Source organism: Streptomyces sp. bgisy130 (genome assembly GCF_057708345.1).
This window is the reverse complement of record NZ_JBYISA010000010.1, coordinates 155,802-175,809: the sequence shown is the minus strand read 5'-3', so window position 1 is coordinate 175,809 and position 20,008 is coordinate 155,802. Positions and strand designations below refer to the sequence as shown.

The 20,008-nt window shown below is 72.9% G+C and carries 15 protein-coding genes; 9 read left to right on the top strand and 6 right to left on the bottom strand.

Going from position 1 to position 20,008, the window contains the following annotated elements; translation table 11 throughout:
- The first annotated feature begins 106 nt into the window (after nucleotides 1–106).
- A complete protein-coding gene (gene gltB, locus AC3EUV_RS16390) occupies nucleotides 107–4,729 on the top strand; it encodes a glutamate synthase large subunit (RefSeq protein ID WP_432143189.1) in 4,623 nt (1,540 codons plus the stop codon).
- A complete protein-coding gene (locus AC3EUV_RS16385) occupies nucleotides 4,722–6,182 on the top strand; it encodes a glutamate synthase subunit beta (RefSeq protein ID WP_432143190.1) in 1,461 nt (486 codons plus the stop codon). Before gltB ends, AC3EUV_RS16385 begins: the two co-directional genes overlap by 8 nt.
- A 109-nt stretch (nucleotides 6,183–6,291) precedes the next feature.
- On the opposite strand, the gene AC3EUV_RS16380 is transcribed toward AC3EUV_RS16385, so the two are convergent.
- Entirely contained in the window at nucleotides 6,292–6,861 is a 570-nt protein-coding gene (locus AC3EUV_RS16380) for a hypothetical protein (protein WP_432143191.1), read from the bottom strand.
- 67 nt (nucleotides 6,862–6,928) lie between these two features.
- On the opposite strand from AC3EUV_RS16380, the gene AC3EUV_RS16375 reads away from it, so the two are divergent.
- Nucleotides 6,929–7,690 (top strand): winged helix-turn-helix domain-containing protein, encoded by a 762-nt coding sequence (locus AC3EUV_RS16375; protein ID WP_432143192.1) that lies wholly within the window; start codon nucleotides 6,929–6,931, stop codon nucleotides 7,688–7,690.
- Between the two features lie 15 nt (nucleotides 7,691–7,705).
- Here AC3EUV_RS16375 and AC3EUV_RS16370 read toward each other — a convergent pair whose 3' ends face one another.
- Together AC3EUV_RS16370 and AC3EUV_RS16365 are read right to left on the bottom strand one after the other, a co-directional pair.
- Nucleotides 7,706–8,182 (bottom strand): PPOX class F420-dependent oxidoreductase, encoded by a 477-nt coding sequence (locus tag AC3EUV_RS16370; RefSeq protein ID WP_432143193.1) that lies wholly within the window; start codon nucleotides 8,180–8,182, stop codon nucleotides 7,706–7,708.
- Nucleotides 8,183–8,254: 72 nt separating this feature from the next.
- Nucleotides 8,255–8,743, bottom strand: a complete 489-nt coding sequence (locus AC3EUV_RS16365) for a hypothetical protein (protein WP_432143194.1) — start codon at nucleotides 8,741–8,743, stop codon at nucleotides 8,255–8,257.
- A 150-nt stretch (nucleotides 8,744–8,893) separates the two neighbouring features.
- Between AC3EUV_RS16365 and AC3EUV_RS16360 the strand changes: the two genes are divergently transcribed.
- Nucleotides 8,894–9,628 carry an MBL fold metallo-hydrolase gene (locus AC3EUV_RS16360; RefSeq protein WP_432143195.1) on the top strand — a complete coding sequence of 245 codons (735 nt, stop codon included), beginning with the start codon at nucleotides 8,894–8,896 and terminating at the stop codon, nucleotides 9,626–9,628.
- Between the two features lie 47 nt (nucleotides 9,629–9,675).
- On the opposite strand, the gene AC3EUV_RS16355 is transcribed toward AC3EUV_RS16360, so the two are convergent.
- Nucleotides 9,676–10,248, bottom strand: coding sequence for a LacI family DNA-binding transcriptional regulator (locus tag AC3EUV_RS16355; protein ID WP_432143196.1), 573 nt, complete (start codon nucleotides 10,246–10,248; stop codon nucleotides 9,676–9,678).
- 161 nt (nucleotides 10,249–10,409) lie between these two features.
- On the opposite strand from AC3EUV_RS16355, the gene AC3EUV_RS16350 reads away from it, so the two are divergent.
- A complete protein-coding gene (locus tag AC3EUV_RS16350) occupies nucleotides 10,410–11,105 on the top strand; it encodes an alpha/beta fold hydrolase (protein WP_432143197.1) in 696 nt (231 codons plus the stop codon).
- Nucleotides 11,106–11,150: 45 nt separating this feature from the next.
- On the opposite strand, the gene AC3EUV_RS16345 is transcribed toward AC3EUV_RS16350, so the two are convergent.
- Entirely contained in the window at nucleotides 11,151–12,050 is a 900-nt protein-coding gene (locus tag AC3EUV_RS16345) for a hypothetical protein (RefSeq protein ID WP_432143198.1), read from the bottom strand.
- Between the two features lie 264 nt (nucleotides 12,051–12,314).
- Here AC3EUV_RS16345 and AC3EUV_RS16340 point away from each other — a divergent pair, with 264 nt between their 5' ends.
- From AC3EUV_RS16340 to AC3EUV_RS16325, 4 genes are all read left to right on the top strand, one after another.
- On the top strand, nucleotides 12,315–13,109 hold the full coding sequence (locus AC3EUV_RS16340) for a S1 family peptidase (RefSeq protein WP_432143199.1): 795 nt from the start codon (nucleotides 12,315–12,317) through the stop codon (nucleotides 13,107–13,109).
- A 229-nt stretch (nucleotides 13,110–13,338) separates the two neighbouring features.
- Nucleotides 13,339–13,515, top strand: a complete 177-nt coding sequence (locus AC3EUV_RS16335; RefSeq protein WP_432143200.1) for a hypothetical protein — start codon at nucleotides 13,339–13,341, stop codon at nucleotides 13,513–13,515.
- Nucleotides 13,516–13,582: 67 nt separating this feature from the next.
- Entirely contained in the window at nucleotides 13,583–14,740 is a 1,158-nt protein-coding gene (locus tag AC3EUV_RS16330; protein WP_435603209.1) for a sensor histidine kinase, read from the top strand.
- 248 nt (nucleotides 14,741–14,988) lie between these two features.
- Complete coding sequence (locus tag AC3EUV_RS16325) at nucleotides 14,989–18,105, top strand: endo-alpha-N-acetylgalactosaminidase family protein (RefSeq protein ID WP_435603208.1); 3,117 nt, start codon at nucleotides 14,989–14,991, stop codon at nucleotides 18,103–18,105.
- Between the two features lie 44 nt (nucleotides 18,106–18,149).
- Here AC3EUV_RS16325 and AC3EUV_RS16320 read toward each other — a convergent pair whose 3' ends face one another.
- Nucleotides 18,150–19,937 (bottom strand): beta-galactosidase, encoded by a 1,788-nt coding sequence (locus AC3EUV_RS16320; protein WP_435603207.1) that lies wholly within the window; start codon nucleotides 19,935–19,937, stop codon nucleotides 18,150–18,152.
- Nucleotides 19,938–20,008: the final 71 nt, after the last annotated feature.

Here is a 20,008-nt window from a genome sequence, read left to right as displayed (position 1 = left end):
ACCTGCACGAAATTTCGCGGAGGGCCAACGTCGTCCCTCGGCAATTCCCCCGGGCCTCCAGGGCCTGGGAGGTACCCCGATTGCCACTACGACGTTGGGAGAGCCGATGCGTTTCGCGTCCACGCACTCCGCGACCACCAGCAGCAGCGACGCCGCAGCCTGGTCGCCCATGGACGGCCGCCCCGCCCAGCAGGGGATGTACGACCCCCGCAATGAGCACGACGCCTGTGGCGTCGGCTTTGTGGCCACCCTCACCGGCGAGGCCAGCCACGCACTGGTCGAGCAGGCGCTGACCGTCCTGACGAATCTGGAGCACCGCGGTGCCACCGGCTCGGAGCCCGACTCGGGCGACGGCGCCGGCATCCTGCTCCAGGTGCCGGACGCGTTCCTTCGCGAGAACGTCACCTTCGAGCTCCCCGAGGCCGGCGCCTACGCCGTCGGTATCGCCTTCCTCCCGTCCGATGCCCAGGAGGCGGCCGAGGCCGTCTCGCGCATCGAGACGATCGCCGGTGAAGAGGGCCTGGACGTCATCGGCTGGCGCGTGGTCCCGGTGGCCCCGCAGCTGCTCGGCAACGGCGCCCGCGCCACCATGCCGGCCTTCTCCCAGATCTTCGTGAGCGACGGGGTCAACACCGGCCTGGCGCTGGACCGCAAGGCCTTCGCCCTGCGCAAGCGCGCCGAGCGGGAGGCCGGGGTCTACTTCCCCTCGCTGTCCGCCCGGACGATCGTCTACAAGGGCATGCTGACCACCGGCCAGCTGGAGCCCTTCTTCCCGGACCTGTCCGACCGCCGCTTCGCCACCGCCATCGCGCTGGTCCACTCGCGGTTCTCCACCAACACCTTCCCGAGCTGGCCGCTGGCCCACCCGTACCGCTTCGTCGCGCACAACGGCGAGATCAACACGGTCAAGGGCAACCGCAACTGGATGCGGGCCCGTGAGTCGCAGCTCGCCACCAAGCTCTTCGGCGCGGAGAACGGCGAGGACGCCGAGAACCTCGCGCGGCTGTTCCCGGTCTGCACCCCGGACGCCTCCGACTCCGCCTCCTTCGACGAGGTCCTGGAGCTGCTCCACCTCGGCGGCCGCTCGCTGCCGCACTCCGTGCTGATGATGGTCCCCGAGGCGTGGGAGAACTCCCCCTCCATGGACCCGGCCCGGCGCGCCTTCTACCAGTACCACTCCACGATGATGGAGCCCTGGGACGGCCCGGCCTGTGTCACCTTCACCGACGGCATCCAGGTCGGCGCGGTCCTCGACCGCAACGGTCTGCGCCCCGGCCGCTACTGGGTCACCGACGACGGCCTGGTCGTGCTCTCCTCCGAGGTCGGCGTCCTGGACATCGACCCGGCGAAGGTCGTCCGCAAGGGCCGCCTCCAGCCCGGCCGGATGTTCCTCGTGGACACCGTCGAGGGCCGCATCATCGAGGACGACGAGATCAAGGCGCAGCTCGCCGCCGAGCAGCCCTACCAGGAGTGGCTGGAATCCGGTCTGATCGAGCTCGCGGACCTGCCCGAGCGTGAGCACATCGTGCACACCCACGCCTCGGTCACCCGCCGTCAGCAGACCTTCGGCTACACCGAGGAAGAGCTGCGCGTCATCCTCGCCCCGATGGCCAAGGCCGGCGCCGAGCCGATCGGCTCGATGGGCACCGACTCGCCGATCGCCGCGCTGTCCGAGCGCCCCCGGCTGCTCTTCGACTACTTCACCCAGCTCTTCGCGCAGGTCACCAACCCGCCGCTGGACGCCATCCGCGAGGAGCTGGTCACCTCGCTGATTTCCTCGCTCGGCCCCCAGGGCAACCTCCTGGAGCCGACCGCGGCCTCCTGCCGCAGCGTGACCCTGCCCTTCCCGGTCATCGACAACGACGAGCTGGCCAAGCTCGTGCACATCAACGCCGACGGCGACATGCCCGACATGAAGGCCGTGACCCTCTCCGGCCTCTACCGGGTCTCCGGCGGCGGCGAGTCGCTGGCCGCCCGGATCGAGGAGATCTGCGCCGAGGCCGACGCCGCCATCGACGACGGCGCCCGGCTGATCGTGCTCTCCGACCGGCACTCCGACGCCGAGCACGCGCCGATCCCGTCGCTGCTGCTGACCGCCGCGGTCCACCACCACCTCATCGGCACCAAGGAGCGCACCCAGGTCGGTCTGCTCGTCGAGGCCGGCGATGTGCGCGAGGTGCACCACGTCGCGCTGCTCATCGGCTTCGGTGCCGCGGCCGTCAACCCGTACCTGGCCATGGAGTCGGTCGAGGACCTGGTCCGCGCCGGCACCTTCCTGCCGGGTGTCGAGGCCGAGACCGCCATCAAGAACCTGATCAAGGCGCTCGGCAAGGGCGTCCTGAAGGTCATGTCCAAGATGGGCATCTCGACCGTCGCCTCCTACCGGGGTGCGCAGGTCTTCGAGGCCGTCGGCCTGGACGAGGAGTTCGTCGAGAAGTACTTCCACGGCACCGCCACCAAGATCGGCGGCGCCGGCCTGGACGTCATCGCCAAGGAGGTCGCAGCCCGGCACGCCAAGGCCTACCCGGCCTCCGGCATCGCCGCCACGCACCGCGCGCTGGAGATCGGCGGCGAGTACCAGTGGCGCCGCGAGGGCGAGCCGCACCTCTTCGACCCGGACACCGTCTTCCGGCTCCAGCACTCCACCCGCTCGCGCCGCTACGACATCTTCAAGCAGTACACGGACCGGGTGAACGAGCAGTCCGAGCGGCTGATGACGCTGCGCGGCCTGTTCTCCTTCGCCTCCGAGCGCCCCTCGATCCCGATCGAGGAGGTCGAGCCGGCGTCCGAGATCGTCAAGCGCTTCTCCACCGGCGCCATGTCGTACGGCTCCATCTCCCAGGAGGCGCACGAGACCCTCGCCATCGCCATGAACCAGCTGGGCGGCAAGTCCAACACCGGTGAGGGCGGCGAGGACCCCGAGCGGCTCTACGACCCGGCGCGCCGTTCGTCCATCAAGCAGGTCGCCTCCGGCCGCTTCGGTGTGACGTCCGAGTACCTCGTCAACTCCGACGACATCCAGATCAAGATGGCCCAGGGCGCCAAGCCCGGCGAGGGCGGCCAGCTGCCCGGCCACAAGGTCTACCCGTGGGTCGCCAAGACCCGGCACTCCACCCCGGGCGTCGGCCTGATCTCCCCGCCGCCGCACCACGACATCTACTCCATCGAGGACCTGGCTCAGCTGATCCACGACCTCAAGAACGCCAACCCGGCGGCCCGCATCCACGTGAAGCTGGTCTCCGAGGTCGGCGTCGGCACGGTCGCCGCGGGTGTCTCCAAGGCGCACGCGGACGTGGTCCTGATCTCCGGCCACGACGGCGGTACGGGCGCCTCCCCGCTGACCTCCCTCAAGCACGCGGGCGGTCCCTGGGAGCTCGGCCTGGCCGAGACCCAGCAGACGCTGCTGCTCAACGGGCTGCGCGACCGGATCGTGGTGCAGACCGACGGTCAGCTCAAGACCGGCCGCGATGTCGTCATCGCCGCCCTGCTGGGCGCCGAGGAGTACGGCTTCGCGACCGCACCGCTGGTCGTCTCCGGCTGCGTCATGATGCGCGTCTGCCACCTGGACACCTGCCCGGTCGGCATCGCCACCCAGAACCCGACGCTGCGCGAGCGGTTCAGCGGCAAGGCCGAGTACGTCGTCAACTTCTTCCAGTTCATCGCCGAAGAGGTCCGCGAGCTCCTCGCCGAGCTGGGCTTCCGCAGCCTGGACGAGGCCATCGGCCACGCCGAGCTGCTGAACACCTCCCGCGCGGTGGACCACTGGAAGGCGCAGGGCCTGGACCTGGCCCCGCTGCTGCACGTGCCCGAGCTGGCCGAGGGCGCCGTCCGCCACCAGGTCATCGAGCAGGACCACGGCCTGGAGAAGGCGCTCGACAACGAGCTGATCAAGCTCGCCGCCGACGCCCTGTCCGCGGACACCGCCGAGGCCGCCCAGCCGGTGCGCGCCCAGGTCGCGATCCGGAACATCAACCGGACCGTCGGCACCATGCTCGGCCACGAGGTCACCAAGAAGTTCGGTGGCGCCGGTCTGCCCGACGACACCGTCGACATCACCTTCACCGGCTCGGCCGGCCAGTCCTTCGGCGCGTTCCTGCCGCGCGGCATCACGCTGCGCCTGGAGGGCGACGCCAACGACTACGTCGGCAAGGGCCTCTCCGGTGGCCGGGTCATCGTCCGCCCGGACCGCGGCGCCGACCACCTCGCCGAGTACTCCACCATCGCCGGCAACACCCTCGCCTACGGCGCCACCGGCGGCGAGCTGTACCTGCGCGGCCGGGTCGGCGAACGCTTCTGCGTCCGCAACTCCGGCGCCACGGTGGTCTCCGAGGGCGTCGGTGACCACGGCTGTGAGTACATGACCGGCGGCAACGCGGTCGTGCTGGGCGAGACGGGCCGCAACTTCGCGGCCGGTATGTCCGGCGGCTTCGCCTACGTCATCGACCTCGACAAGGCCAACGTCAACAAGGAGCTCGTCGACGCGGTCCACGCACTCGACGACGCCGACAAGCAGTGGCTGCACGACGTCGTGCGCCGCCACCAGGAGGAGACCGGCTCCACCGTCGCCGAGAAGCTCCTCGCCGACTGGGATGCCGCGGCCGCGCGCTTCAGCAAGGTCATCCCGCCCATTTACAAGGCAGTGCTCGCCGCCAAGGACGCCGCTGAGCAGGCCGGACTCTCCGAGTCCGAGACCCACGAGAAGATGATGGAGGCGGCGACCAATGGCTGACCCCAAGGGCTTCCTGAACCACGAGCGCGAGATCGCCAAGACCCGCCCCGTCGAGGAGCGCGTCAAGGACTGGAACGAGGTCTACCAGCCCGGCTCCCTGCTGCCGATCATCAGCAAGCAGGCGTCGCGCTGCATGGACTGCGGTATCCCGTTCTGCCACAACGGCTGCCCGCTCGGAAACCTCATCCCCGAGTGGAACGACTACGCCTACCGCGAGGACTGGACCGAGGCCAGCGAGCGGCTGCACGCGACCAACAACTTCCCGGAGTTCACCGGTCGTCTGTGCCCCGCGCCCTGTGAGGCCGCCTGTGTGCTGGGCATCAACCAGCCGCCGGTGACCATCAAGAACGTCGAGGTCTCCATCATCGACAAGGCGTGGGACAACGGCGACGTCACCCCGCAGCCGCCCGAGCGCCTCTCCGGCAAGACCGTCGCCGTCATCGGCTCCGGCCCGGCCGGGCTGGCCGCCGCCCAGCAGCTGACCCGGGCCGGCCACACCGTCGCCGTCTACGAGCGCGCGGACCGTATCGGTGGCCTTCTCCGCTACGGCATCCCCGAGTTCAAGATGGAGAAGCGCCACATCAACCGCCGTATCGAGCAGATGCGCGCGGAGGGCACCAAGTTCCGCACCGAGGTGGAGATCGGCCGCGACCTCGACGCCAAGAAGCTGCGCAAGCGCTACGACGCCGTCGTCATCGCCGCCGGATCCACCACCTCCCGCGACCTGCCGGTGCCCGGCCGGGAGCTGAACGGCATCCACTTCGCGATGGAGTACCTGCCGCTCGCCAACAAGGTGCAGGAGGGCGACCTGACCGTCGCCCCGATCTCCGCCGAGGGCAAGCATGTCGTCGTCATCGGCGGCGGCGACACCGGCGCGGACTGCGTCGGCACCGCCCACCGCCAGGGCGCGGCCTCCGTCACCCAGCTGGAGATCATGCCGCAGCCGGGCGAGGAGCGGAACGCCAACCAGCCCTGGCCGACCTTCCCGATGCTCTACAAGGTCACCTCCGCGCACGAGGAGGGCGGCGAGCGGGTCTACTCCGTCTCCACCACCCACTTCGAGGGCGACGAGGACGGCAACGTCCAGTACCTGCACCTGACCGAGGTGGAGTTCAAGGACGGCCGGCCGGCCCCCAAGCCCGGCACCGAGCGGAAGATCCCGGCCCAGCTGGTCACCCTCGCCATGGGCTTCACCGGCACCGACCGGGAGAACGGCCTGGTCGAGCAGTTCGGCCTGGAGCTCGACGAGCGCGGCAACGTCGCCCGCGACGCGGACTTCGCCACCAACGTCCCCGGCGTGTACGTCGCCGGTGACGCGGGCCGCGGCCAGTCCCTGATCGTGTGGGCCATCGCCGAGGGCCGTTCCGCGGCCAAGGGCGTGGACCGCTTCCTGACCGGAGCCAGCGCCCTGCCGGCTCCCATCAAGCCGACGGACCGGGCACTCACCGTGTGACCGACCGTCCACCGATGTCCCGTACAACGTCGTGCGGAACAATCGCGGCGCCTGCCTCCTCCCCCGACCGGAGGGCAGGCGCCGCGGCATTTCCCGCACCGGGGTCGCCCTACGAACCGCCCCGGGTGGCCGGATAGCGCCGCTCCAACTGCCGTGCCATCTCCGGTGCGGAGGCCGGCACCGGCTGCGGCGGGGGAGTGCCCGGCGAACGGAAGTCGTGCACCGGCGCCCGCCACGCCCCCGGACCGATCCGCCGGTCGCCCGGCGGCAGCACCCACCGCGGATCGGCATGCACCCGCAGCACCTGCGCCTCGATCTGGGTCCACGCGCCGTCGGTGACCGTCCGCTCGCCGACCCGGCGGGCCTCCAACTGCACCGGACAGTGCGCCAGTCGGGGCGGCCGCACCAGCTCGGACGGCTCCGTCCACGGCGCGTCCGTGGACGGCACGGCGCTCGCCCCCTCCTCGGCCCCCGTGCCGTCCGGCGGCAGATTGAAGACCACGTCCGGGCGTACCGCGAGATTGCGCGCGGTCCGGCCGCGGGCCGGCAGCCAGACGCTGACGACCGGTCCGAGCTCCCACCGGATGCGCAGCTCGACCAGGACGAAGGTTCCGTCGTCGTTCTCCGTGGACAGCAGCGCCGGGGCGACCGAACTGCTTTTCTCCAGCGCGCCTTTCATGCTGCCGAGGATAGAAGCCGGATGATTCGGTGCTCACCGAAATGTTATCAGAGGTTACTCTGTGTACATGAAACGATGGGACGCCGATCAGGAAAGCGTCGCGGAGACCCCCGATCTGGCCGCCCTCGCGGCGCTGCTCGCGGACCGCACCCGTGCCGCGATCTGTATGGCCCTGCTCGACGGCGGCACCTGGACCGCGGGCGAACTGGCCGAGTACGCCGCGGTGGCGCCGTCCACCACCACCGAGCACCTCAACCTCCTGGTCGCCGGCGGGCTGCTCGCCGAGGAACGCCGGGGCCGGCGGCGTTACGTCCGGCTCGCCGGGCCGGAGACCGCGGAGACCCTGGAGAACCTCGCCGGACTCGCCCCCTACCGCCAGGTCCCGATCCGCTCCCTGGCCGAGGCCAACCACCGCCGGGCCCTGCACCACGCCCGCACGTGCTACGACCACATCGCCGGCGCCCTCGGCGTCGCCATCGCCGACGCGATGACCGAACGCGGCCTGCTGGCCCGGGACTACGGCCTGGTGCTCACCGCCGCCGGCGCCGACTGGCTCACCGCGCTCGGCCTCCCCGACGCCGCGCCACCGGACGCCCACCGGGCCCATGTCCGCACCTGCCTCGACTGGACGGTGCGCCGCCAGCATCTCTCCGGCGCGGTCGGGGCCGCCCTCTACCGGCACGCCGTGGAGCGCGCCTGGGTCGTCAAGGCCCTCGCCACCCGCATCCTCACCGTCACCGCGGCGGGCCGGGCGGCCTTCCGCGCGCAGCTCGGACTGCCCGACGAGGCACTCTTCCCCTCGCTCACGCTCCAACCACCCCGCGGCTGACCGCCCGGGCGTCCCTCAGGCGCCGCCGCCCTCCGTGAGCCGGGCCGGGAAGCCGCCGGTCGCGACCGGACCCCAGCGCAGCGGCGTCACCCGGATCAGTGACTTGCCCTGCTTGCGCATGGCCTCCCGGTACTGGTCCCAGTCCGGGTGCTCACCGGCGATGTTGCGGTAGTACTCGACCAGCGGCTCGATGGCGTCCGGGGTGTCGATGACCTCGGCCTCGCCGTCGATCTGCACCCACGGGCCGTTCCACTCGTCGGACAGCACGATGACGCTGACCGAGGAGACCCGGCGGGCGTTACGGACCTTGGCGCGCTCCGGATACGTCGCCATCACCAGCCGCCCGGAGTCGTCCACCCCGCACGTCAGCGGCGAGCCCTGCGGGGTGCCGTCGGAACGGCGGGTGAGCAGGATCGCGCGATGGCGGGGGCGGACGAACTCCAGCAGCCCGGGCAGGTCGACACGGGTGGTGGTGGCGGTGGAAGGGCTCATGCGGGTGAGCCTAGGTGGTGCGGCGCCCGCGGAGCCGGACCCATGGCGCAGGTCCACCGCCACGTCGCACCGTCAGCTCTTGAAGAGCTCCTTGCCGGTGGCCGCGTCCACGACCTTGCGGTCGCCCAGCGCGCTCTTGAGCTGCACCTTCACCTTGTCGGTGGCCAGTTGCTCGGTGCACATCCCCTTGGAGCTCTTCCGCTTGCCCCAGCCAGTGATCACCACCAGGTCCTTCGACTCATGGCCGCGGGCACCGAAGCGGACATCGCAGGCGCTGTGCCCGACGGTGACGGTGATCTCCCGTGCCCCGGTGTCCTTGGGGCGGTCCGCGCCGGCCAGCGGCAGCAGCGCCTGCTGCCGCCCGGTGACCGGGGAGACCTTCGGCCAGTGCCGCACGATCTGGTCCGCCCGCTGCTCGAAGGCGTCCGGCTTCTTCGGCGGCGGCGCGCTGCCCACGGTCTGCTGCTTCTGGCCGCAGCCGGACAGTACGGCGGTGCCGGACACCGCCAGCGCGAGCACGGTGGTGAGGGTACGGGTGCGGGAGAGGTGGGATCCTCGCATGACTTGCCTCCTTGGTTCGGCGATGAGACGCACCGAAGGCAAGACAGGTTCCGGCCGCTTTCGGCCGGGCCGGGGCTTCCGCTCTGCGCTCAATCCGCCCACGGCGCAACGGCCGGTGGTCACCGGCGCGGTCCGGCTAGCGTCCCGGCCATGGACGCACTCACCGAAATCACCCCCACCGTCCGGCAACTCGCCTTCCCCGTCGGGCATGTGTACCTCGTCGCCCTCCCCGACGACGGATACGCCGTCATCGACACCGGCGTTCCCGGCTCGGCCCCCGCCGTCCTCGACGCGCTGGCCCGGCTCGGCGGCCGGCCGGACCAGCTGCGGCAGATCGTGCTCACCCACTCCCATCTCGACCACATGGGCTCCGCCGCCGACCTGGTCGCCGCCACCGGCGCCCGCGTGCTGGCCGGCGCGCTGGACGCCCCGTACATCCGCGGCGCCGCACCCGAACCCGCGCCGGTGTACAGCGCCGCGGAACGGGCGCTGTTCGAGCGGGTCATGGCCGATTTCGCGGACGCCGGGGGCCCGCCGCTGCGCCCCGTCGAGGTCGATGTCGAACTCCACGACGGGGACACCCTCGACGGCTGGCCGGAGCCGGTGCGGGTGCTGCACGTCCCCGGCCACACCCCCGGCGGGATCGCGCTGCACCTCCCCGAGAGCCGGCTGCTGTTCCCCGGCGACATCATCGGCACCACCCCCGACGGCACCCGGGCGGTCCTCGGCCCCGGCAACGTCGCACGCGAGGAGGCCATCGCCTCCTTCCGGCGGCTCGCCGCCCTCGACGCGGTCGACACGGTGTGCGTCCCGCACGGCGTCCCGATCCGCACCCACACCCGCGACATCCTGGCCGCTGCCACCCCCGAGGCGGACTGGCTGTGAGGGCCGCGGACGGCGTGCAGCCCCGTCACCGGGCGAGGTGCACGCCGCTACGCGAGGAGCGGTAGCGCCGCCCGGGGCCCGGCCGTCAGCCCGAGGCGCGCGGTGTGACGTGGAAGGTGCCCAGCCGGTGGGTCGTGGGCGGGGACCGCGGCGGTGCCGGCCCGGTGCAGCAGCTCGACGGCGGGGGCGTCCAACCGGGGTCCGTAGAGGTTCAGTACGGCGGCGGGCCGCAGTTCGGCCCAGGCGCGGGCGGCCGCCATGGGGGAGCTCGCGGGCGCACCGTGCAGCACGCCGGTGTAGCCCAGGCGGTGCAGCGTGGTCTGGAATCCGGCCAGGAAGCCGGTGAAGAGCGGGCCGAACGCCTCGACCGCGTCGGCGGGGGCGGCCAGCAGCACGAGGCGGCCCCGGCCGGCCCGCAGACTGCGGGCGGCGGCGTGCGGCACATACCCCAGTTCCTCGGCGGCGGCCCTGACCCTGGCCTGGGTGCGCTCGCCGACCCGCCCGGCGGCCTGCCCGTTCAGGACGTAGGAGACGGTCGCCCGGGAGACCCCGGCGTGCCGGGCAACGGCCGTACTGGTCGGGGGAGTTGGGGTGGCGCGTGGGCCGGCTCGGTCAGTCATGCTGCGGGGCATCCTCGCACAGCGCAATCGTCCGGCGGGTCGGCCCGGAGCGCCCCCGCGGCCTCGGATGACACGTGTAACGTCGGGCGGTGCGCCACCGGACCGGCGAACGGGACCGGACCCCCGGGAGCCGGAGCGCGGGAACCGAAGAGAGGCAGGGCATGCAGCTGCACACCCACGAATGGGGCACCGGCGAACGCATCGCGGTGCTGGTCCACGGCCTGATGTCCGATCACCGCACCTGGCACCGGGTCGGTCCGGCGCTCGCCGGCCGCGGCTACCGGGTGCTCGCCGTCGATCTGCGCGGCCACGGCCGCAGCCCGCGCGGCGCGTACGGCACCGAGCTGTTCGCCGAGGACCTCGTGGAGACCCTGCCCACCGCCCCCGAGGTCGCCATCGGGCATTCCCTGGGCGGGCTGGCGCTGTCCCTGGCGGTGGAGCGGCTCCAGCCGCGGCGGGCGGTCTACTGCGATCCGGCCTGGTCGCTCGCCAGGGTCGGACAGCCCGTCGACCCGGCCCTGTTCGTCGCGTTCAAGCGGGCCGACCGGGAGATGGTGCGGACCTTCAACCCGCGCTGGTGCGAGGCCGATGTCGACCTCGAACTGGCCACGGTCGCCGACTGGGACACCGGGACCGCCCTCGCGCTGTCCGCCGTCCATCTCCAGGACCACACGCCCGAGAAACCGGTCGTCCCGTCCCTGGTGCAGTTCGCGGGGGAGGGGTTCCTCTTCTCCGAGCAGGCGGCGGCAGATCTGACCGAGCGCGGCTTCGAGGTCCGTACGGTGCCCCGCACGGGCCACACCATCCACCGCGACGACTTCGACGGCTTCATGGCGGGCCTGGAGGGCTGGGTCTGACAACGGCCCGGCAGCCGGCCGCCCCGTGCCGCGGCCGATACCCCGTCAGGTGTCGCAGTCCAGCAGCGTCTTGCACAGCCCGCAGCGCGCCTGGAGCCGGCCGCGGACCGGGACCCGGATCCGCTGATGGCAGGCGGGGCAGGGGAACGACACCCGCAGCGGCGACGGGCCCTCGAAGACATAGCCCTCGTCGGCGGCAGGCGGGCGGCCGGGACGCCGCGGGTCCTGCGCCGCCCGGCGGTCCTTGGCGTAGCGCAGCCGCGCGGCCCACCCCGCGCCGGCGAGCGGTGGCCGGCGCAGGTCCTGACGGGCCCGCGCGGCGCCCGCCGTGTACGCGTCGTACGCCTGCGGGCTGGTGAACCACGGCGCCGGGTCCTCCCCGAAGAACCGGGCCCGCTTGGCGAGGACATAGCCGAACTCCTCCGGCGTCAGATAGCCCAGCTTCTGCGAGAACGGGCCGTGCTCGCGGTAGGCGTCCAGCAGCAGCCAGCCCGCGCCGAGGTAGGCGGCGGCGGTGTCGGTGAGGATCTCGTTGTCGCGGGTGCCGGGGAACGCCAGATCCAGACGGTGCAGCGCGACATGCGTCACCTCATGGGCCAGGGCCGCGCCGATGTCCTTGCGGTGCGTCCGGAAGCGGTCGTTGAGCTCGATGAAGTACTCCGGACCCGCGGTGAGTTCGACATTCGCGGCATGCTCCATCTCACGGAAGGTGATCACCGCCCGCGCGTCCGGCAGATGCAGTTGCCGGACCAGCGCGCCGGCCACCCGCTGCGCGCCCAGATGCAGATCCTCGTCCTCGCCGAAGGCCACGTCGACCGGCAGCACGCTGGTGTCGAAGGTGCGCACCGTGTCGTACGACAGGCGTCTGAACAGGGCGTGGACGGCCGCACGCACCGTGTCGAGGTGGGGGTAGCCGTGCTCGATCGCTCTGCCGCCGGTGGTCACCCGGCCACTGTACGGGGGGCCGGGAAAGTCCGGAATGAGGTGTACGGGCGTGGCGCGTACGGGAGTTGGCCGGATGCGCACCCTTGTCACTCTGATCGCCCACTCCACATAATCGCAGAGCGCTGTACGGACTCATCCCCCACTGGGTCCGGACGCCTCACGGTGTGCTGCCGTCCTCCACGTGCTGTGTGCGGCGGTCACGTCCGGCTCCGGTGTTGGCATGGGCTCGTCATCGACGTGCAACCCCCCACGAAAGGAAGCCCGTTGCGCAGCTACCGGAAGCCCCTCAAGAGAACCCTCGCCGTCGGCGCGGTCGCCCTGGCCGCCTTCAGCCTCCAGCCCGGCTCGGCCTCGGCCGCGCCCGCCCCCGAACCCTCCACCAAGGTCGTCGGCGGCACCAAGGCCGACCAGGGTGAATTCCCCTTCATGGTCCGGCTGTCGATGGGCTGCGGCGGCGCCCTCTACGCCAAGGACATCGTGCTCACCGCGGCGCACTGCGTCGACGGCAGCGGCGACAACACCTCCATCACCGCCACCGCCGGCGTGGTCGACCTGGAGGACTCCGCCGCCGTCAAGGTCAACTCCACCAAGGTCCTCCAGGCCCCCGGCTACAACGGCAAGGGCAAGGACTGGGCCCTGATCAAGCTCGCCAAGCCGATAGACCAGCCCACCCTGAAGATCGCCGAGGACGACAAGCTCAACAGCGGCGACTTCACCATCGCCGGCTGGGGCGCCGACAAGGAAGGCGGCGAGCAGCAGCGCTACCTCCTCAAGGCGACCGTGCCGTTCGTCGACGACGCCGCCTGCCAGAAGGCGTACGGCGACCAGCTGACCCCCGGTGACGAGATCTGCGCCGGCAAGCTGGACACCGGCGGCACCGACACCTGCCAGGGCGACTCCGGTGGCCCGATGTTCCGCAAGGACGACGCCGGCAATTGGCTCCAGGTCGGCATCGTCTCCTGGGGCGAGGGCTGCGCACGGCCCGGCAAGCCCGGTGTCTACAGCGAGGTGAGCGCCTTCGCCGCCAACATCAAGAAGGCCGCGGGCGAACTGGGCTGACCGGCCCCGCACCTTCTGGGGCCCGGGGGATCCGCTCCCCGGGCCCTTCGCCGGGCCCTTCGCCGGGCCGGAAGTCCGGTCCTTGGTCCCGGCCCTTGGTCCCGCCGCACCACGGCCTTTGGTCCGTCCGGCCCGGGACCAAATACGGGTTCCGGGCCGGGTCCTGTGCCGCCACGGAGGACCGGACGGCCTCTGGGCGGCCCCGTGCCGCCTCCCTAGCGTGAACGGCATGACCCCCGAGCCCCGCCGCCGGCCGCCGGCGCCCGACCGCGACCGCCGTTGCACGGTGTTCGCCGCACTGCTCCTCGCCGCCTCCGCCGCGGCCCTCGCCTACGTCCTGCTCGGTGGTCATCACGATCCCCTCGAATCGCCGGACGATGCCCCCTCGACGGCGGCTTGGGGGTGAACCGGACCCCCACCACCGGCGGCGGTTCCCGCTGCCGGCCCCGGCGCGCACCCGGCGGGCCCCGCGGATGAGCCCCCAGCCGGGGCGGCCGACGCGCCGGCCACCGCACCGCGTCGCGGCCGCGGCCGGCCCGGCGGTGCTGCTGCTGCTCCTCGCCGGGCTGGAGACCGTGGCGATGGCCCACCAGCCCGCCCGGCCGCACGCCGTCATGGGGGCGACCGCCCTCGCGGTCTGCCTGTGCACGGTGCCCAGCACCCGGATCCCTTTGACCGCCCGGGCCGCCGCCGCGGCCGTGCTCTCGCTGACCGGGTCCGCGCTGCTGATCGCCGGACCACGCCCCCCGCACGTGTGGGGCCTCGGCGAGGGTCTCGCCCTGCTCCTGCTGCTCGCCGCCGTGGTCCGCCGGGCGCCCGGCCGCACCGCCGCCGTCCTCGGCCCGCTCCTGGGCCTGGCCTGCGTCCTCACCCCGCTGCGCGACCTCCGCCCGGGCCTGTTCACCGTGGTCCAGGCAGTGCTCACCGTGGTCGTCGCCGCCTACTCGCTGACCCTGCGCCGGCAGGACGTCCAGCGGCTGCGCGATCTCGCCGCGGTCCGGGCCGCCGAGCGTCTGGAACTGTCGCGGGAGCTGCACGATCTGGTCGCCCACCACGTCACCGGCATCGTCGTCCAGGCCCGCGCCGCCCGCTGCACCGGCCTCGAAGGCCCGCCGGCCGACGCCGCCTTCGAACGGATCGAGACCGCGGGCAGCGAGGCGCTGGGCGCGATGCGCCGGCTGGTGCGGGTACTGCGCGAGGACGGGGCGCGGGCCCATCCGCTCGCCGGGCTCGCCGAGGTCCGGGCGATGACCGACGCCTTCGCCCGCACCGGCCCGCCGGTCGTCCTGGCCCTCGAAGCCGGCGCGGCGCACGCGCTGCCGGCCGAGGTGGCCGCGGCGGTCCACCGCATCGTGCGCGAGGCGCTCACCAACATCCGCAAGCACGCCGCGGACGCCACGGCGGTACGCATCGGCCTGCGGCCCGTCCCCCGCGGGGTGGAGCTGCGCATCGCCAACGACGGCGGCGCCCCCGCCCGCCTCTCCGAACAGGCCCGCGGCGGAGGCTTCGGCCTGGCCGGACTCACCGAACGGGCCGAGGCGATGGGCGGCCGGCTCACCGCGGGCCCGGCACCGGAGGGCGGCTGGGAACTCACCGCCGTCCTGCCCCTCGACGGCGGCGCCACAGCCTGAGCTGCCTGTCGACGGCGGGGCTCGCCCGACCCGTCCCTCGACGGCGGTGCCACGGCCCGACCCGTCCCTCGACGGCGGGGCCACGGCCGGACCCGCCCCTCGGTGGCGGCGCCACCGCCTGACCCGCCCTTCCCGCCCGCCGCACATCTGTCCAACACCTGCCCCTCCTTTGTCCATAGGCGCACGCCCCGCACCGGCAGCACGCTGTCCGCCGACAGGCAGTGCAGGTACGAAGGAGGACCGCGCGCGTGAACGAACAGACCGGAGCCCCGGCCGGGCCCAGCCGCCGAAAGGTCGTCGCCGCCACCGCGCTCGCCGGGGTCGCCGGCGCCCTCCCGCTCGCCGCACAGCCCGCCGCGGCCGCACCCCGCGCGGCGGAGGCGGTGCTGCGGTCCGACGCGCTGGAGGTCCGCGTCGACACCGCCTTCCCGCGCATCGTGTCCTACACCGACCGCGGCACCGGCGCCGTGTTGTACGGCGGCCACACCCCGGTCACCCGGGTCCTCATCGACGGCACCGCCCGCACCCCCCGGGTCACCCACCGCACCCGCGCCGGCCGTGCCACCTACACCCTCGGCTTCGACGGCGGCACCAGGATCACCGTCGAGATCGCCGTCCACGGCCGCCGGACCACCTGGCGGGTCACCGGCATCGCCGACACCCCGGCACTGCGCGTCGGCACCCTGGAGATCCCCGGCCTCGCCCTGCTCGGCGTCCGCAGCGACCAGCCCGACGCCACCCTGCTCGCCGCCCGGATCGCCCTCGACAAGGCCACCAGCGGCGACACCCTGATACGGGTCACCAAGGACACCCCCGCCGAGGCCACCCCCACCGGCTGCGCCTACGCCGTCGTCGCCACCGGCCAACTGGCCGCCGGCATCGACACCAACACCTGCTACGACCGGCCCACCGGCGCCACCACCTGGGAGAACGGCCGGCTGTGGCGGCAGACCGTGCCCGGCGACGGCTTCGTCACGGCCCAGCTCGGCTGCGGCCAGTGGACCCACCGGGCGGCCGGCCAGCCATCCCCCGCTCTCGACTCCGCTCGAGCGGGAGGTGCCCCCATCGCCACCGACCCCCTGCCGTACGCGACCGTCGTCGTCACCCGCGACCGCAACGGCGACGGCACCGCCGACTGGCAGGACGGCGCGATCGCGCTGCGCGACCTCATGGTGCCGCCGCTGGGCGCGGACGCACAGCATCTGCGGGTCGTCCCGCACATCCCGTTCAACTTCGCCAGCCAGGCCACCAACCCCTTTCTCGCCACCCTCGACACCGTCAAGCGGATCGCGCTGGCCACCGACGGGCTGCGGCAGTTCACCCTCCTCAAGGGCTACCAGTCCGAGGGCCACGACTCCGCCCACCCCGACTACGGCGGCAACTACAACGAGCGGGCCGGCGGCCTCACCGGCCTCAACGCCCTGCTGCGCGCCGGCAAGAAGTGGAACAGCGACTTCGCGGTGCACGTCAACGCCACCGAGTCCTACCCGGTCGCGCACGCCTTCTCCGAAACGCTCGTCAACAAGGACGACAAGCAGTGGGACTGGCTCGACCAGTCCTACCGCATCGACGCCCGCCGCGATCTGGTCTCCGGCGACATCGCCCGGCGCTTCGCCCAGCTGCGCGAGGAGACCGACCCCGCGCTCAACACCCTCTACCTCGACGTCTTCCGCGAGTCCGGCTGGAACTCCGACCGGCTCCAGCGTCATCTGCGCGACCAGGGCTGGCAGATCACCACCGAATGGGGCCACGGCCTGGAGCGCTCCGCCCTGTGGTCGCACTGGGCGAACGAGACCGACTACGGCCCCGACACCTCACGCGGGATCAACTCCCGGCTGATCCGCTTCCTGCACCACCACCACAAGGACGTCTTCGCCGACAAGTGGCCCACCCTGCTCGGCCACGGCCGGATGGGCAACTTCGAGGGCTGGGTGGGCAAGACCGACTGGCACGCCTTCCACACGATCATCTGGACCGACGCCCTGCCCGCCAAATACCTCCAGGCGTACCCGATCGCGTCCTGGGGCGCGCACGAGATCACCTTCGAGGGCCCCACCAGGACCTCGGTCAGCGACACCGAAGGCACCCGGCGGATCACCACCGACGGCCGCCTCGTCTACGACGGCGGCACCTATCTGCTCCCCTGGGAGCCCCGCCGGGCCACCGACCCCGACAAGCTCTACCACTACAACCCCCGTGGCGGCAGCACGCGTTGGACGCTGCCCCGGGGCTGGTCGGCCGCCCGCACCGTCCACGCCTACCGGCTCACCGACCAGGGCCGCACCCAGGAGACCCGGATCCCCGTCAGCGACGGCAGGATCACCCTCACCGCCGAGCCCGGGGTGGCCTACGTCCTCCATCGCACCAAGGCCCCCGCCCAGGGCGACCCCCACTGGGGCGAGGGCACCCCCGTCACCGACCCCGGCTTCCACTCCGGAACCCTGGACGGCTGGCGGACCACCGGCCCGGCCTCCGTACAGCTCAGCAGGACGGGCGACTACGAGCTGGTCATCGGCGCGGGCGGCGCCGCCACCGTCGCCCAGAAACTCGCCCGGCTCACCCCCGGCAGCTACGCCGCCTCCGTCCAGATCGAGGTCGGGGCCACGGCGGGCGAGCGGCGCCGGGCCGGCCTGGAGATCCGTACCGCCGACGGCGTCACCGCCACCAACTGGACGGACACCTCCACCGCGGGCAACTACGTGGCCGCGGACCGCAAATCCGGCACCCGCTTCCAGCGCCTGTTCACCCACTTCACCGTCCCCGAGGGCGGCGGCCCGGTCACCCTCGCCCTGACCGCGGCGGCCGGCCGGGCCCGGGTCCGATTCGACAATGTCCGCGTCGTGCCCGCCGAGACCGTCACCAAGAAGGGCGCCCTGGCCTACGAGGACTTCGAGCACGTCCCCCAGGGCTGGGGCGTCTTCGTCAAGGGCGACGCGGGCGGCAGCACCGATCCGCGCACCCATATCGCCCAGCGGCACGCCCCGTTCACCCAGCGCGGCTGGAACGGCAAGGCGATCGACGACGTCATCGACGGCGGCTGCTCGCTCAAGTCACGCGGCGAGAACACCGGGCTGGTCTACCGGACCGTCCCGCACACCGTCCGCTTCACCGCCGGCCGCCGCTACCGGGTCACCTTCCGCTACGAAAACGAAAAGGCCGGCCAGTACGCCTGGGTCACCGCCGTCGACGAACCCGCGCCCCGCGAGCTGAGCCGCCGCCCGCTCCCGGTGGCGAACCGACCCACCAGCTGGACCTATGAGTTCACCGCCCCGGCGGGCGGCACGGCATGGGTGGGGCTGCGCAAGGTGGGCGACGACGGGACGGCGGAGTTCGTCCTGGACACGTTCGAGGTGCGCGAGGTGTAACCGGGCCGTTGGGGGCGCGGCCGCCGCGCCCCAACGGCACGCTCTCAGCTCCCTGCCGAGCAGGGATACAGACCGGGCGCCCCCGCCCCTCTTCCCACCAGGGCCGGGGCGCCCTCCCACTCCCACAGCAGCAGCGCGTTGTCGCCCGCACGCAGCACCGGACCCGGCACATACAGCGTGCGCTGCGGCCCCTCCGCCCGATAGCGGCCCAGACAGAACCCGTTGATCCAGGCGAACCCGTGGCGCCAGCCCGGCAGCGCGAGGTCCGCATCACCCGGCCGCCCGGCCACCGTCAGCGTCCCCCGGTACAGCCCCGCACCGCCACCGGCCCCCTCCACCGCCCGGAACGGCACCCGGGCCATCGCCCCCGCCTCCTCCAGCGCGTCCAGCCGCAGCCCCCGCGACCGCACCCCGTGCAGATACTGCCGCTCGTGCAGCAGCCCGCCCACGATCCCCTTCGACTCGGCCAGCCGCGGCCCGTAGTTGACCCGCCCCAGCGACCCCACCCACAGCTCCACCGACGCCGGCCCCGCCACCTCACCCAGCACCGCGTCCTCGCCGTCCACCACGGCCCGCAGCTCCCCGTCGACGCACACCACCGCCCGGTCCCGCAGCGCGCGCACCCGCAGCGGGTACCGCCCCCGCGGCCCCGGAACCGTCACCTGATAGCGGACCAGCCCCCGGTCCACCCCCAGCTCCTCGAACGTCGCCGGACCGGCCGCCTCGACCTCCGCACCGCCGAGCGCCGCCATCACCTCCCCGGCCGGCGCCCACTCCCCGACCACCGCACGCACCGGAGCCGCCAATACGGGCAGCGGCTCCGGCACCGGAGGCAGCGGCCCCTCCGCGTACTCGGCGAGCACCTCACGGAACCGCCAGAACTTCTCGGTCGGCCGCCCGCGTTCATCGACCGGCGCCTGGTAGTCGTACGAGGTGACCGTCGCCCGCAGCTCCCCGTCCTGGAGCTCACCCGCGCGGTTCGCGCCCGCCCAGCCACCGAAGCTCGTCCCGCCGTGCGCCATGTAGACGTTGACCGAGGCACCGCACTCCAGGATCTCCCGCAGCGCCGCCGCCGCGTCCTCCGCGGCGCGCGGCTCCGCGCTGCGCCCCCAGTGCGTGAACCAGCCGCACCAGAACTCCATACACATCAGCGGCCCGTCCGCCCGATGGCGGCGCAGCGCCGCGAACGCCTCCCGGGCCCCCGAGCCGAAGTTGACGGTGGCCAGGACGCCGGGCACCGAACCGCCGCTCAGCATGTGGTCCTCCGGCCCGTCCGAGGTGCACAACGGCACCCGCACCCCCAGCGCTCGCAGCCGCTCCACCAGCCACACCAGATAGCCGGCATCGCTCCCGTACGAGCCGTACTCGTTCTCCGCCTGCACCATGACCACCGGCCCGCCGCTGTCACACTGACGCGCCACGACCTGCGGCAGCAGCCGCCCGAACCACGCGTCCACGGCCCGCAGATACTCCGCGTCCCCGGTCCGCACCCGCCGCCCCAGTGGCCCGGTCAGCCACTCCGGCAGTCCGCCGTTCTCCCACTCCGCGCAGATGTACGGCCCCGGTCGGACGATCACCCACAGCCCCGCCGCCCCGGCCGCGTCCAGGAACCGCCCCAGCGCCTCCGGATCCCGGAACTCACCCGGCCGCGGCTCGTGCAGATTCCACGGCACATACGTCTCCACGCAGTTCAGGCCCATCGCCCGCAGCATCGCCAGCCGGTGGCCCCACTGCGCCTCGTGCACCCGGAAGTAGTGCATCGCACCGGACAGCAGCCGCACCGGCCGCCCGTCCACCGTGAAGTCCCGCCCGTCCACCGCAAACCGCGCCACGTCGCCCCGCCCCTGTGTCGTCCCGTGCCGCCGGCGCCGTGCCGTGGCCGCCTGGGGCCTGTCTTCAAATT